The organism is Rhizobium sp. 32-5/1, from assembly GCF_029537235.1.
In the GTDB taxonomy this organism is placed as follows: Bacteria; Pseudomonadota; Alphaproteobacteria; order Rhizobiales; family Rhizobiaceae; genus Pararhizobium.
Genome location: NZ_CP120639.1, coordinates 484,295 through 498,210, shown reverse-complemented (window position 1 = coordinate 498,210; position 13,916 = coordinate 484,295). Strand labels below are relative to the sequence as shown.

Here is a 13,916-nt window from a genome sequence, read left to right as displayed (position 1 = left end):
ACCACGGAGATCATAATCCGGAGTTAAATCCCGAGTTGCATTTGGTTCTATCGGTTGTGCGCTCGTCGGGTTGTTAACAATCCGTTATTCGCGCGCTGCCGAATTCATTTGCCGTGTCGTTCGATCAAATATATGAACGGCGTTCAATAACCTTTAGCAAGAAAATGAACGCCGTTCAAGAAAAATATGAACATTGTTCATACATGGAGTCGCCATGACGGGTAAACGGGAAGCGAAACGCCAAAAACTGAGGGATGACCTCTTGCAGTCGGCCGTACAGCGGATTGCCGCGGACGGTCTTGGCAAGCTGAGGGCCCGCGATCTCGCCACCGATGTCGGCTGCGCGCTGGGGGCGCTCTACAATGTCTTTGCCGACATCGACGATCTGGTTCTGCACGTCAATTCGCTGACCTTGCAGGCACTCGGCGCCAAGCTTTCAAGAGCGGCGCAGGATGGGGCCGTTGCGAGACCGGCCGATCAGCTCGTTGCGCTGTCACATGCCTATCTCGATTTCGCCATTGCCAATCCCAATTCCTGGGCGGCTCTGTTCGATCATCAGATGCCGGAAGGGGCGCAGGTGCCCGAATGGCATTTGAATGAGCACGCCGTGCTGTTCATCCATATCCTCGAGCCGCTCACCGTATTGATGCCCAATCTCAGCCCAGAGGATGGGGCTATGACGGCGCGCGGGTTGTTTTCGGCCGTGCATGGTGTCGTATCCCTTGGTCTGCAGCACCGCTTTTCCGCTGTTCCGGCCGATAATATCCGCTCAATGCTCACATTGCTGATCGGCGGCTTTGCCAAATCGGCGGCTGCATAAGGTCAGATAGCCCTCCCGCAATTTTATGAACGATGTTCATTTTGGCTATTGACGCCCTTATCAGGATCAGTCATAACATAAGTATGAACAGCGTTCATGAATGAGGAAAAGAATATGCTCAAGCTTGTGACGACCCTCATCAAGGGGATCAATGCCCGCCATGAAGACAGGGTGACTGATCATTTCGCGATTGATCTGATCGAGCAGAAGGTTCGGGAGGCCGATACCGTTTTGCGCAATGCCAAGGAAACGCTCGCATCGCTGATCCTGCGGGAGCGCAACGAGCGCCGGCTTTACGATGCCGTCTCGGCACGCAAGGCCGATCTCGAGACCCGTGCCAAGCTGGCGCTGGCCGACGGCAATGACATGCTTGCCTCCGAGGCCGCTGTGGCGATCGCAGATCTTGAAAACGAGGCGGCCCTTCGTAGCGAAACGCTCGCCCGGCTAAAAGAGCGGATCGCCCGCATGCAACTGTCGCTGGAAAAGACCTACCGCCGCATCGTCGATCTGAAGCAGGGACTGATGGCGGCAAGAGCGGTCGATGGCGAACGCAAGGCGCAAGCCTCGATGAACCGGATGATTGGTCGCACCGAGCCCCTGCGCGAAGCGGAGGAACTGATCGCCCGCGTCATGTCCAGAGATGACCCGGTAGAGGAGAGCGAAGTGCTTGACACGATCGACAAAAACCTAACCCACGAGACCATGCGCGAAAGGTTGGCTGCCTCCGGTTATGGTCAACCGGTCAAAGTGTCGGCTTCCGATGTGCTGAAGCGGCTTCAGATGTCCACCGCCAGCGCCTGACCATGAACCAGGCCGCAAGCCTGCTCGCACCATCCTCACGCGACAATTCCCGTTTCCAAGGAGTAGAATTATGAAATCGAACAATGTTTACACCAGCTTCAATGCACTCGGCATCGCGGTCGCTTACTTCATGCTTGGCCTATCGATCTGGATGGCGCCGGTGGATCTGTCCACCAAGGGCTTCTGGGCCATGGGCGTGTTCCTTTTGACCCTCAGCCTCGTCAATTTCGTCAAGTATCGTATGGATGAAAGATCGTCGCAGGAACGCCTGAACATGATCGAGGCGGCAAAAACCGAGCGGCTGTTGACCGACTTCGCACGCGAGAACTGATCTTTCTCGCATCAAGGGTGACGGTAAACTTGCCGTCACCCTTTCTGTCTTCGATAGAACGGGCACTCTGCGAGAATAGAAGGCTCTGGCAGAGGGACATAGGTTCTGATCCCTTCAAGGCGGGCAATATTGGTGCCCTTGTCGAACAACCGGTGATGAACGTGCAGCCGTAGTGTTCAGTGGCCGCTGATCCAGCACGCGCTGACCCTAATGTCTGGATAGGAGATTACTTGGTCAGTTCGTACTCCTTAACCGCCAAGATCGAAATCAACGGCGTTGGGCCTGGTGTTTGAGCAGGTCCTCTATCGCCCCTGGCTCAATTGGCTTGCTGAAATGATAGCCTTGAATCTCATCGCACCGGCTCTCGCGCAGGAAAGCGAGTTGGTCATCGGTCTCCACGCCCTCGGCGATAACCCTCATGTTGAGTTTTTGTCCGAGTGAAATCACCGCGGCTGCGATACTCCTGTCGTTCTCGTCATCCGCGAGATTTCGGACGAAGGATTGGTCGATCTTCAACCGGGCCACCGGTAGGTTCTTCAAGGCGCTCAAGCTCGAATATCCCGTGCCAAAATCATCGATAGCAAACTGAATTCCCAACGCTTGCAATTCCTTCATGATCGCAATCGCCTGGTCGACGTCTCGCATGAGCATGCTTTCAGTCATTTCCAGTTCCAAATATTTTGCATCCAGGCCCGTTTCATCAAGGGCGCGGATCACCTGACCGATCCAATTTTTTCACTGAACTGGCGGGCAGAAACATTAACGCAAACCTTGACCGGCGGAATTCCGGCATCCTGCCACGCCTTGTTCTGACGGCAAGCCTCATGCACAACCCAGTTGCCGAGCGGTACGATCAAGCCGGTTTCCTCGGCAAGCGGTATGAATTCCGTCGGAGAGACGATGCCTTGCGTCGGATGCTTCCAGCGAAGAAGCGCCTCGACCGCAAACACGTTTCCCGATTCCAAGTCGACTTGGGGCTGATAGAGGAGATAGAACTCGTTGCGCGCGATGCCACTGCGCATCGCGTCCTGCAGCGCGAGCCTCTCGTGAGCTTTGGTATTCATCTCGGACGTGTAAAATCGAAAACTGTCCCGCCCGGATTCCTTGGCTTTGTACATTGCGGCATCGGCGTTCCTCAGCAGCGTATCGACGTCGGAACCGTCATGGGGAAAGGTCGCCACGCCCATACTGCAAGTGGCCTGAAAAGTCTTATCCTCGAAGGGTACGGGCTTTGCGACTGCAGTCCGAATCTTGTTCAAGACAGCGGAAACAGCGTCGGTGTTTTCCGGCTGGTCGACAAGCAGGATAACGAATTCGTCACCGCCAAGCCGCATCACGGTATCAGTTGCTTTGACGCAGGCGATCATTCTCTCCGCGACCACTTTGAGAAGTGCATCGCCCGCGGCGTGACCTAGTCTGTCGTTTACCATCTTGAAATTGTCGAGGTCGACAAACACCACCGAGACCCACGGGTTGTGGCGCTGGGTTTGCAGCATCGCCTGTGTCAGACGATCCTTCAACAAGCTCCGATTGGGCAGGCCCGTGAGCATGTCGTGGTGGGCCATGAAGTTGATCTGATCTTCCGAATGCTTTCGGTCAATCGCGATGGCCGCGATCCGGGTCGTCTTCTCGGTAAGTCGGGTCTCGGTCTCTCCTGGTTCTCGTACATCGGACGAATACATTGCAAACGTTCCCAGAACCGCACCATGATGCGACAGGATCGGTGTGGACCAGCATGAGCGTAATCCATGGCGCATCGCCAGCGCCCGGAAATTCTTCCAGAGGGGATCGCGGGCGACGTCGGTAACGATGACCGCCTCGCGTCGATAGGCGGCAGTTCCGCAGGAGCCGACGTCCGGGCCGATAGCAACCCCGTCGATTGCTCTGGAATACGATGCGGGGAGGGAAGGTGCCGCCCCATGCCTGAGATGAGTTCCGGTTTCGTCGAGCAGGAGGATCGAGCCATAGACCCCCTCCACCTGAGTTTCCATCAGGCGTACAAGTCGCTCAAGGATATCTTGCAGCGGAGCATTCAGCGCAATCAATTCGAGGACAAGGGCCTGCTCTTCTAACAGAAGCTCAGCTTGCTTGCGCGTGGTGATGTCGCGCGTCACTCCGGCAAGGCCGACGATGTCGCCGCTTTCATTGCGCAAAGGCGCCTTCGACGTCGCAAACCAGGTCTTCGCCCCTGATTTATCCAGCAGAAGCTCCTCGAAATCGATCAGAGGCACCCCCGACTGCATGATTTTCTGTTCGGTATCATATAGTTCCTGGGCTTGGGCCGCGGTCGTTATGTCAAAATCTGTCTTGCCGATCATCTCGTCCGGGTGTGAAAATCCGTTGAACGTTGCAACCGACTGGTTCACCGTAATGAAGCGGCTCTCAAGATCTTTTGCATATTGGAAGTCGGGAGTCTGTTTAAGAACTGCTCGCAGCAGGTCGCGCTCGGCTAGCAAAGCCTGTTCTGCGTTCGAGTGATCCCGGAATTCCGCTTCCAGCCTTGCCACGGTCGCAAGCAGCCGGTCGACTTGCAATTGCGCTGTCTTCGCGTGGCTTTCGAACCGAGATGTTTCTGGTTGCGGCATGTTTTGGTTCCTCTACTTGACGACGTCTTGAACACCCTGCGGCCAGAATGGTCCGTCTTGCCTGACTTGTGACCGGGAATCTAAGGGCCTGTTTCCACATCGCCATGTCGGTCTGAAATCCGACCTTGACTTGTCCCAGCAAAACGAGGCTGCTTCTCCGAGCGAGATCAAAAATCTTTCCGTTTTTCCCTTCACCGCGGTATTACCGCGGAAGGCATTTGCGACTGTCTTCAGTTGCTGCATGGGAAAGACGCGATCGGCGACGATCGAATTTGCAAGTTTGCTCTGTTCTTCAACTGCGTGGGGCAAAGCCTGCCGTCACAACGAGCACGACAACACAGACGTCGCCGGCCGCCCATGGCGCAGGATTTGCACTTCATCCTTCTTGTGCAACGCGAACGAATGCCAAGATCGCGGATCCAATAGACCGATGCGACACGGATAAGTTCGTAGGTTAATCATAACACCACCAGGTCTGTAACCAATCGCTCGGAATCGCATTAATGAGTAATTTCCCTAATAATCTATTAATTAGTATCCATAGAACGAATAATCTAAAGTAATTTAGCAATGATATTCTGATTTTTGCGCATTATGAATTGTCAACAGGGCAGTATTTTTAATTCTTACCTGTGTTTTATGTGGTTTTTCTGCTCAACGTTGTGGAAAGGTTCTCGCGATCCCTTCGCCAGATTTTTGTGAGCTGGATTGACGGCGGATAGTTCTCTCGCAAACTTTTCACCGGATTTGCAACCAGTTTGAGCATGCCATAGATCTGGGTCGAAGATGAGCAGGCAGGTTAAGTTCCCCGATCATGGTCGATTTCAAAGGTAGTCACTACCCGAAAGAGGTGATTTTATACGCGGTGTTTTTCTACGTCAGATATGCAGTCTCCTATCGTAATCTGGAAGAGATTATGGCCGAGCGCGGCGTCGCCGTTGACCACGCGACGGGAACAGATGGGTCGTGAAATATTCGCCGCTTATTGCCTGCCGGGCCCAGCGCCGCAAATCCGCGACCAGCAGTTCTTGGCGAATGGACGAGACCTATATCCAGGTCAAAGGCAAGTGGACCTATTTCTACCGCGCTGTCGATAAATTCGGAAAAACCCTTGATTTCATGCTGTCTGAGCACCGCGATGAGGCTGCGGCCAGCGCCTTCTTCGCCCGCGTGATCGAGAACAACGGCTGGCCTGAAAAGGTCGTCATCGACAAGAGTGGCGCGAACCTGGCGGGATTGCAAAACATCAACTGGCTGCTGCTGTTGCAGGGATGGTTCTGGCTGATCGAGATCCTGCAGGTCAAATACCTCAACAACCTGATTGAGCAAGACCACCGGTTTTATCAAGAAGCTGACCCGTCCGATTTGCGTCAGTGGCATCTCCCCGCCAGGGTTATCATGGGAAACCCGAGCCGCGGTTTGGCCAAGACGGTGTGGACAAGTGCCTAGTCTCCTTTCCGGAGATCACTCTGCACGCACAGGATTGCAATCTTTGCTGGTGATTGGTCCTCTTGATGCACTTGTCGTTAAAGTCCGGCCGTGCGAACATGTCCTCGCAACGGCAATGTCCGATCGGCTGATGATTCGTGCGGTTTCGGATGAACCTGACCTTGAGGGGATCACGCATGCCGAAGATCGTTGACAAGTCTGAGGAGCAGAAAGACGCCGAAGCCGACGTCGAAAGCTTCCACGACGATCTCGGCCCGTTCGTGGTAGCCGCCGAGACGACCCGGATGGCCATGGTGTTCAGCGATGCCTGCGATCCCGAAAATCCGATTATCTTCGCTAACGACTCATTCCTTGAGCTGACGGGATATTCACGGGAAGAGGTCTTGGGGCAGGACTTCAACTTCCTGATGGCGCACGGCGCCGACGCGGAAGCCGTGGCGACTATCCGGGCGGCGTTTGAGGGTCATTCCAAGGGCGGATCGGAGGTCCGCTATCACCGCAAGGACGGAAGCGAGTTCTGGGCAGGCGTCTTCATCAGCCCTGTCAGGAACGAAGACGGCGACGTCGTCCAGCATTTCGCCTCCTTTGTCGACCTTACTGTGCACAAGAGGGAACAGGCGCACTCGCGGCTCCTCATCGACGAACTGAACCACCGCGTGAAGAACACGCTCGCGACGGTGCAGTCGATCGTATGGCAAGCGGCCCGGGCCAACTCCACACCGCAGGCGATGCGGGAGGCGGTCGAGACGCGCCTGTTCGCGCTTTCGAGATCCCACGACCTTTTGAACCGCAAAACCTGGCAGAGTGCCGGGCTCCTCGACATCGTGCAGGACGCGCTCGAGCCGTTCGTGGTCACCGGCGGGCGCGCCAGCCGCATCGTCATCGTCGGCGACAACATTCTCTTTCCCGCCAAGTCGATCCTTGCGCTCGGCATAGCCTTCAATGAACTAGCGACGAACGCCGTCAAGTACGGCGCCTTCTCGAATGACACGGGCTCGATTCATATCTCCTGGGTCGTGAATGCGACCCCGGAGGCTCCAGGTCTCAGCCTTCTCTGGCAGGAAGTCGGAGGGCCGACTGTCACTCCGGCTTCGCACAAGGGTTTTGGTTCTATAGTCATCGAACGAACGCTCGGACACGAACTGAGCGGTGACGTGCATCTCGACTACCCTCCAGAAGGCGTAATATGCACCATGAACATTCCTATTCCCGTCCAATCCGATGAATAGCCTCCTCGCAGACCGCCGGATCCTAGTGGTCGAGGACGAGACGATGATCCTGTTGATGATCGAGGAGATGCTTGACGAACTCGGATGTCGCAACGTGACGTCCGCAGGCACGGTCGAGAAGGCGCTGCTCGAGATCGAGACGCGAACCTTTGACGGCGCGATGCTCGACATGAACCTGCATGGCATCGATAGCTGCCCCGTCGCGGACTCGCTGGCCAGCCATGGAGTGCCCTTCATATACTCGACGGGGAACTGCTACCGAGAGACGAGGGACGGCTTCTGCGAACGGGACGTCCTGCGCAAGCCGTTCAGCTTCGACCAGTTGACGTCCGCGTTGACAGGCCTCCTGCCGCGATCTTCGGGCTGAACCACGAGAAAGAGCGGACGTAAAGTGAGAAGGCTGCCTCACAAGGCCACCTCGGCTGGGTTAACCCGCCGCCGGTAGATGTGTCGAGCCAGATCCAAAATGACCAGGCCCGCCCGCCAGGTGATGTGGCTAAAATGCCTGATCCCTAAGCGGCGTGAGGCCACTAGGACGAAGCCGAAGAAGCTGTCGGCCGTCTTGTCAAGGCGGTCGCCAGTACCGACGGTTCTGCTTGAGCTTAGCAAACAGCGCTCGAAGGCGTTTCCCCGGACAGAAATGTGGCCGTCGATGCCTGGCACGACCTTGCGGTTGCGCCGGTCGCGATGACGGCGGCAACGCCTTTGGCCGCCAGGTGGTCGCGGATGAGGTCTCGGGAATGCGCCAAGGTCGACAATCCGCGCGAACCGCTTTAGTCATGTCCTATGTCTTGCGTAAGAATTCGTCTCTTTGCATTCAAAAATGTTTCGATGCCTGCTTACCCGCAGGTCGCCGCCACCACACGGCCTGAGGTCGGATTGATCTCTAAGGTCACCCTGTAATCTCGGAAATCATGGGTGACGGGCTGGCCGGGCGTGATCTGCCGCACAATGGTCGCTCCAGTTCGGTGCTTGGCTTCCTCATCGGTCGGCTTTAGCTGCTCAATAAGTGCCCGTGCTGCTAGGGGATCGCACCTGCCACTGGGAACTTCAGAGCGTGCGGAGCAAGCGACCAAGGCCGGAATGGCGCTGAAGGCGAGCAAAACACTCATTACACGCAGAGCAGATTTCATTGACCTTTGCCTTTTTGACCGTCGACACATCGTTTCTCTAATTGCGCAGAGAAGCAAGGGAAGTTTAACGGCTTGCCCGTAGGTTCTCCGAACAAAGGAGAGCGGGCAACGATGTCGACCCAATGCAACGGTTGCCGCGACGGTGCGGCGTTTGAACTACCCTTCTCGATGGCGTTCCAACCTATCGTCGACATTCGCACGAATAAGATCTTTGCCCACGAAGCGTTGGTGCGTGGTCCAAACGGCGAAGGAGCCGTGTCTGTCCTATCTCAGGTCCAGACCCATAATCGTTACGCATTTGATCAACAATGTCGGGTCAAGGCGATCGAACTCGCGGCCAAGCTCTACGATCTTGAGGGCGACGCGAGGCTATCGATCAACTTTATGCCCAATGCCGTTTATGAGCCGCGCGCTTGTATCCGATTAACGCTCGCAACGGCCATGAAAACCGGGTTTCCGCTCGACCGCATCATCTTCGAGTTTACCGAAAACGAACAGCTGGACACAAAACATGTTCTAAACATCCTTCGAACCTATCGGGATATGGGATTCAAGACCGCCATCGATGACTTTGGAGCGGGCCATTCCGGTTTAGGACTTCTTGCCCATTTTCAGCCAGACATCGTCAAACTCGACATGGACTTAATCAGAGGAATCGACACCGATCCCATCCGGCGCACGGTCGTTAAGCATACTTTGCAAATGCTCGAAGAGCTTGAGATTGCGCCGCTGTGTGAAGGCGTTGAGACTGTAGGAGAGTTGCAGGCCTTAACCGATCTTGGCGTCTCCCTCATTCAGGGCTATCTCTTGGCAAAACCCAGCTTTGAACAATTGGCCGTTCCGGTATCGGCGCAGGCGCTGTTTGCCAAAGCCGCCTAAATCGCGGCTTGGTTATCCAACATAGTTGCGGTGGCCACGCAGCTTCATTCTGGTAGGACGGCTGCCAGGGCGTATCGTCCGATCAAAGCCAAATCGCACCCGAACGTTTGACACAGCATCCAGCTGGTCCTCCAGGTAGTCATAATTGAACATCCTTCTCCTAACCCGTGTATAGTGATTCGGCAGGCATCCGGGTCCACTTCTCTTAATGCGCAGGCTAATGCGCAGCGGGACGGCATCCAAGGTATAAGCCTGCAGGGCGGTTCATATGAATGATATCGTACGCCTCCACGGTCGTCAGAGCACGATGATCGAGGCACGCTACCGTATGCTCGTCGATGCGATTACGGATTACGCCATCTACATGCTCGATCCCGGAGGATACATCACGTCCTGGAATACCGGAGCGCAACGCTGCAAAGGCTACACTGAAGACGAGATTCTTGGCGAACATTACTCCGTTTTCTACTGCGAGGAAGACAGAGCGGCGGGGTTGCCCGAAATCGCGTTGCAGACTGCAGCTATTGCCGGACGGTTCGAAGCGGAGGGATGGCGGCTTCGCAAGGATCGAACGAAGTTCTGGGCCCATGTTCTCGTTGACCCGATCTTCAACGATCAACACGAACTTATCGGCTTTGCCAAGGTCGCCAGGGACCTGACCGAGCGCAAGCTCGCGGAAGCCGAACTGGCCTCGAGCGAGGCGCAGTTTCAGCTTATCGTTCAAAGTGTCACCGACTACGCCATCTATGTACTTAATCCCCATGGATACGTCACCACCTGGAACGCAGGAGCGGAACGGATCAATGGTTACACCTCGGATGAAATCATCGGCGAGAATTTCTCGCGTTTCTTTACGGCCGATGATCTTGCCTCAGGGGAGAACACGCATGCTCTTGCGACTGCGACAAGGGATGGCCGCTTCGAAAAGGAAGGCTGGCAGGTCAGAAAAAACGGCACACGCTATTGGGCCAATGTCATCATCGACGCCATGCACGAAGATACTGGAACCCTCGTAGGCTTTGCCAAGGTGACACGCGATATCACCGAGAAAATCGCGGCCCAGACAGCTCTCGACGTCAAACAGAATGAGCTTTTCCAGTCTCAAAAGCTGGAGATCGTTGGCCAGCTGACAGGTGGCTTCGCGCATGATTTCAACAATCTGCTCATGGTGATGCTAGGCAGCCTGGAGATGCTGGAGAACCGTATCCCGCCGTCGCCAGAGGTGACGCAACTGTTGGACAATGCCATCCAAAGTGGGAAACGCGGGACCGCCCTCATCGAACGGATGCTTGCGTTCTCGCGCCAGGAGCAGACACACCTCGAGGCGATTGACGCTATCACCCTCGTCAATGGCATGGCGGATCTCATGGCCAGATCGATCGGGCCGATGATCCGATTGGAAATCAAATTCCCGACCGATCTACCAAACGTGCGCAGCGACACAAACCAGTTGTCGAGCGCGCTTCTCAATCTGGCTGTCAACGCACGCGACGCTATGCCCAACGGCGGCTCCCTCATTATTGCGGCGGACGAACATCAGGTCCGCGAAGGGGAACAGCCGGGTCTGCCGGAGGGAAACTATGTTTGTCTGAGCGTCTGTGACTCTGGATCCGGAATGAGCGCCGAGACGCTGGCGTCCGCAACACAGCCGTTCTTCACGACCAAATTAGCCGGCAAGGGAACCGGGCTTGGTCTGGCAATGGTGGCCACGCTCCTTGAGCATTCGGGCGGCAAGCTCGTGCTGCGTTCCGCGACAGGAGCTGGAACCGTGGTCGAACTCTGGCTTCCGGTTGCGGAACCCGAGGTGGAGGCTCCGTCGGCGGCGATAGAGAATTGCGAATCTGACGCAAGTTTGCGAGGATACCGCATCCTCGCGGTAGACGATGACGAGCTGGTTCTCCGCAACACCGTGCTTATGCTCAAGGCCCTCGGCCATATCGTCATGACGGCAACGTCAGGAGAAGAGGCACTCTATCTCGTCGGGAATGATTCCCACATCGATCTGGTTCTGACCGACTATGCGATGCCGCTCATGAACGGTTCCGAGTTCGCTGACATTGCATGGAACATCCGTCCTTCTTTGCCGATCGTCTTGGCAACGGGATATTCGAAACTTCCGTTCGGAGCGAACCCCGCACTCCCTCTAATACCGAAGCCATTTTCTCAACAGCAACTCTCGGAAGTGATTGACCGTAGCCAGCGGAAAGAATCGCAGCCCGTAGCATGACGGCGATCATTGGGTTTCTGGCACCTGCGAGCCAGATGTATAGAGCGACAATTTCGAAACGCGTGATTGTGACCGTTGGGTTGATCGTCCTGATTCTAGTGTCGGGTGGTGTTTGGCTTCGTCAGGATATGCGGAAAAGCCAACATCTTGCAGCGGAACAGACCGCACAGAACCTGTCCATCGGCCTCGAGCGGGACATGGAGCGTGTCATCTCCAGTTATGCTCAATCGCTGCAAGGCGCGGCACACGCTCTGGCGCTTCCGGGCTTTGCCAAGCTGTCCGTTGAAGTGAAGCGCGCCGCCCTATTCGACAGCGTTGCGCTAGGTTCGTTGAATGGCCTCGCCATCATGGACAGGAAAGGCAACCCGGTCATGTCGTCTGATAATAAGGACTATGGCAGGACGAACTACAGCGATCGCGCATGGTTCACCGCACAAAGAGACAAGGCGGATTTTGGGCTGTATGTCGGCCCGCCGTTGGTGGGAAAAGTGTCTAAGATTGGGAACATTTTTCTGAGCAGGCGCGTCAATGACGCAAAAGGCGATTTCGCCGGTGTTGTCGGCATCGGCATTCCCACCGACTTCTTCCAACATCTCTTCAGTGCGCTTAAACTGGATGACGAGAGTATTGTCAGCCTCTTGACCACCGATGGTTTGATCGTTGCGCGGACGCCGTTCAATCCTGTTGATTTAGGGCGAGACGTGAAAAGCGCGCGAGTGTTCGAGCTGATTGGTCAGGCAAAGGTTGGCACCTACGAGTCCACCAGCCTGATCGACGGAGTCTATCGCCTCTATGCATACCGTCAGCTCGGCACGCTTCCATTCATAGTCGTAGTCGGCCTGTCGGAACGGACTATATACGCTCCATGGAACCGAACGATGTGGCTGATCGGAACGGTAATCATCCTGATGGCTCTGCTTGGGATGGGTCTCGGCATAATCCTCTGGCGCGAGTCAACGCGGCGCGGACGAGCCGAAGACAAAGCCCGCGCCACGGGCGCGACCTTGCTGGAAGCTGATAGGTTGCTTCGCATCATCATCGAAACCGGAACGAGCCTCGTCTACGCCAAAGACAATGAAGGCCGCATTCTCATGGCCAATGGCCCACTGCTGCGGCATCTGGGGCGCTCATGGTCGGATCTGGAAGGACGGACGGTTCACGAGTATTTCGATAATGCTAAGCAGGCGGAAGCCGTCGCGAAAGCTGACCGCCGCATCATCGACACGGGAGAGACGCAGGTCATTGAGGGAACTATAGGTCAAAGCGGCTCTGACCAGCCTGTCTGGCTTACGACGAAGACGCCGATGCGGGACGCAACTGGCCGGGTAGCCGGCATCGTCGGCATCTCCATCGACATCACGGAACGAAGGAAGGTCGAGGACCGACTGCGTCTGATGGTCAACGAACTGAACCATCGCGTTAAGAACACCTTAGCCACCGTTCAGGCCATCATCACTCAGACATTGCGGAGCGCCGATCCAGCCATCCGCGATGCGCTTGAGGGGCGTCTGCTGGCTTTATCGACGGCACATGACGTGCTCACGCGCGAAAGCTGGGAGAGCGCTTCGATAGCGGACGTCGTGGCAAATGCCCTCAGGCCGTTCGTGAGCAGCGAAAGCAATCCCTTTGCAATTTCCGGACCACCGCTGCGTCTGTGGCCACGGGCGGCACTGGCACTTTCTCTGGGCTTGCACGAGCTCGCAACGAACGCGGTGAAATACGGCGCGCTCTCCACAAGCCCAGGCCGTGTTGAAGTCCGATGGGAAACGTTGGGTGACGACGATGCTCGCTTTAGGTTTTGCTGGATTGAAAATGGAGGGCCAGCAGTTGTGGTGCCAACGCGCCGCGGCTTTGGAACGAAACTGTTAGAGCGGATTCTCGCACAGGACCTGGGAGGGTCAGTCCATCTGGCATTCAATGACCCGAAAGGACTTCATTGCCAAATTGATGCCCCAATCTGCGATGTCGTCGCAAGGGCAATCGAATTTCCGCCCGTGGGCGGCGTGACAAGGAGCAAGGTTTGATGCTGACTGGAAAACGCATATTTGTCGTGGAGGACGAAGCCATGGTGGCGATGATGGTGGAGCGGTGGTTGGAAAATATGGGATGCGTCGTCGCGGGCACCGCGTCTCGACTGCCTGAAGGTTTGGAACAAGCGCGTACTATAGAAATCGATGCAGCTGTGCTCGATGTTAATCTCGCGGGGGAACTGAGTTATCCAATCGGTGAAATCCTGCTGAGGCGCAACATTCCAGTCGTATTTTCGACAGGCTACGGGGCTGCCGGGTTAACAGGCCATTTGCGCGAGGCTCAGGTACTGGCAAAACCGTATCAACAAGAACAGCTGGGAAATGCCTTGAGGATCGCGTTTACAAAGGTGGACTTAGCGCGTGGTTCAACGCCATCTTAGCTAGGGCTCACGTCTCGTTTGGCACTTAAACGGGGTCTTCCTCAATTTCCGT

At 55.9% G+C, this 13,916-nt stretch carries 11 protein-coding genes and 2 pseudogenes; 11 read left to right on the top strand and 2 right to left on the bottom strand.

All coding sequences use genetic code 11. The annotated features are described in order from the left end of the window. Positions 1-214 precede the first annotated feature (214 nt). The 3 genes from P6U16_RS24005 to P6U16_RS23995 all read left to right on the top strand — a co-directional run bounded on the left by P6U16_RS24005 (position 215) and on the right by P6U16_RS23995 (position 1,952). Complete coding sequence (locus tag P6U16_RS24005) at positions 215-820, top strand: TetR/AcrR family transcriptional regulator (RefSeq protein WP_277704757.1); 606 nt, start codon at positions 215-217, stop codon at positions 818-820. Positions 821-934: 114 nt separating this feature from the next. Beyond that, entirely contained in the window at positions 935-1,621 is a 687-nt protein-coding gene (locus P6U16_RS24000; RefSeq protein WP_277704756.1) for a PspA/IM30 family protein, read from the top strand. Between the two features lie 70 nt (positions 1,622-1,691). Next, a complete protein-coding gene (locus tag P6U16_RS23995) occupies positions 1,692-1,952 on the top strand; it encodes a hypothetical protein (RefSeq protein WP_277704755.1) in 261 nt (86 codons plus the stop codon). 267 nt (positions 1,953-2,219) lie between these two features. Here P6U16_RS23995 and P6U16_RS23990 read toward each other — a convergent pair. Continuing rightward, a pseudogene (locus P6U16_RS23990) lies at positions 2,220-4,420 on the bottom strand (EAL domain-containing protein); the annotation flags it as partial. A 931-nt stretch (positions 4,421-5,351) separates the two neighbouring features. Here P6U16_RS23990 and P6U16_RS23985 point away from each other — a divergent pair. The 4 genes and pseudogenes from P6U16_RS23985 to P6U16_RS23970 form a co-directional block, all read left to right on the top strand. Next, a pseudogene (locus P6U16_RS23985) lies at positions 5,352-5,900 on the top strand (IS6 family transposase); the annotation flags it as partial. A 262-nt stretch (positions 5,901-6,162) separates the two neighbouring features. Further along, positions 6,163-7,215 carry an HWE histidine kinase domain-containing protein gene (locus P6U16_RS23980; RefSeq protein ID WP_277704754.1) on the top strand — a complete coding sequence of 351 codons (1,053 nt, stop codon included), beginning with the start codon at positions 6,163-6,165 and terminating at the stop codon, positions 7,213-7,215. Further along, positions 7,208-7,582 carry a response regulator gene (locus P6U16_RS23975; protein WP_277704753.1) on the top strand — a complete coding sequence of 125 codons (375 nt, stop codon included), beginning with the start codon at positions 7,208-7,210 and terminating at the stop codon, positions 7,580-7,582. The genes P6U16_RS23980 and P6U16_RS23975 overlap by 8 nt, the downstream gene beginning before the upstream one ends. 275 nt (positions 7,583-7,857) lie before the next feature. Then, positions 7,858-7,992, top strand: a complete 135-nt coding sequence (locus P6U16_RS23970; RefSeq protein WP_277704752.1) for a hypothetical protein — start codon at positions 7,858-7,860, stop codon at positions 7,990-7,992. Positions 7,993-8,054: 62 nt separating this feature from the next. Here P6U16_RS23970 and P6U16_RS23965 read toward each other — a convergent pair whose 3' ends face one another. After that, complete coding sequence (locus P6U16_RS23965) at positions 8,055-8,348, bottom strand: I78 family peptidase inhibitor (RefSeq protein ID WP_277704751.1); 294 nt, start codon at positions 8,346-8,348, stop codon at positions 8,055-8,057. A gap of 111 nt (positions 8,349-8,459) precedes the next feature. Here P6U16_RS23965 and P6U16_RS23960 point away from each other — a divergent pair, with 111 nt between their 5' ends. The 4 genes from P6U16_RS23960 (at position 8,460) to P6U16_RS23945 (ending at position 13,864) form a co-directional block, all read left to right on the top strand. Beyond that, on the top strand, positions 8,460-9,227 hold the full coding sequence (locus P6U16_RS23960; protein ID WP_277704750.1) for an EAL domain-containing protein: 768 nt from the start codon (positions 8,460-8,462) through the stop codon (positions 9,225-9,227). A 268-nt stretch (positions 9,228-9,495) separates the two neighbouring features. Next, entirely contained in the window at positions 9,496-11,454 is a 1,959-nt protein-coding gene (locus tag P6U16_RS23955; RefSeq protein WP_277704749.1) for a PAS domain-containing sensor histidine kinase, read from the top strand. After that, positions 11,451-13,478, top strand: coding sequence for a cache domain-containing protein (locus P6U16_RS23950; protein WP_277704748.1), 2,028 nt, complete (start codon positions 11,451-11,453; stop codon positions 13,476-13,478). The genes P6U16_RS23955 and P6U16_RS23950 overlap by 4 nt, the downstream gene beginning before the upstream one ends. Then, entirely contained in the window at positions 13,478-13,864 is a 387-nt protein-coding gene (locus P6U16_RS23945) for a response regulator (protein WP_277704747.1), read from the top strand. The genes P6U16_RS23950 and P6U16_RS23945 overlap by 1 nt, the downstream gene beginning before the upstream one ends. Positions 13,865-13,916 lie beyond the last annotated feature (52 nt).

Coding starts and splice junctions, on each gene's coding strand:
- P6U16_RS23945 (WP_277704747.1), top strand. CDS start 13,478: ATGCTGACTGGAAAACGCATATTTGTCGTGGAGGACGAAGCCATGGTG.
- P6U16_RS23955 (WP_277704749.1), top strand. CDS start 9,496: ATGAATGATATCGTACGCCTCCACGGTCGTCAGAGCACGATGATCGAG.
- P6U16_RS23950 (WP_277704748.1), top strand. CDS start 11,451: ATGACGGCGATCATTGGGTTTCTGGCACCTGCGAGCCAGATGTATAGA.
- P6U16_RS23995 (WP_277704755.1), top strand. CDS start 1,692: ATGAAATCGAACAATGTTTACACCAGCTTCAATGCACTCGGCATCGCG.
- P6U16_RS24005 (WP_277704757.1), top strand. CDS start 215: ATGACGGGTAAACGGGAAGCGAAACGCCAAAAACTGAGGGATGACCTC.
- P6U16_RS23965 (WP_277704751.1), bottom strand. CDS start 8,348: ATGAAATCTGCTCTGCGTGTAATGAGTGTTTTGCTCGCCTTCAGCGCC.
- P6U16_RS23960 (WP_277704750.1), top strand. CDS start 8,460: ATGTCGACCCAATGCAACGGTTGCCGCGACGGTGCGGCGTTTGAACTA.
- P6U16_RS23975 (WP_277704753.1), top strand. CDS start 7,208: ATGAATAGCCTCCTCGCAGACCGCCGGATCCTAGTGGTCGAGGACGAG.
- P6U16_RS24000 (WP_277704756.1), top strand. CDS start 935: ATGCTCAAGCTTGTGACGACCCTCATCAAGGGGATCAATGCCCGCCAT.
- P6U16_RS23980 (WP_277704754.1), top strand. CDS start 6,163: ATGCCGAAGATCGTTGACAAGTCTGAGGAGCAGAAAGACGCCGAAGCC.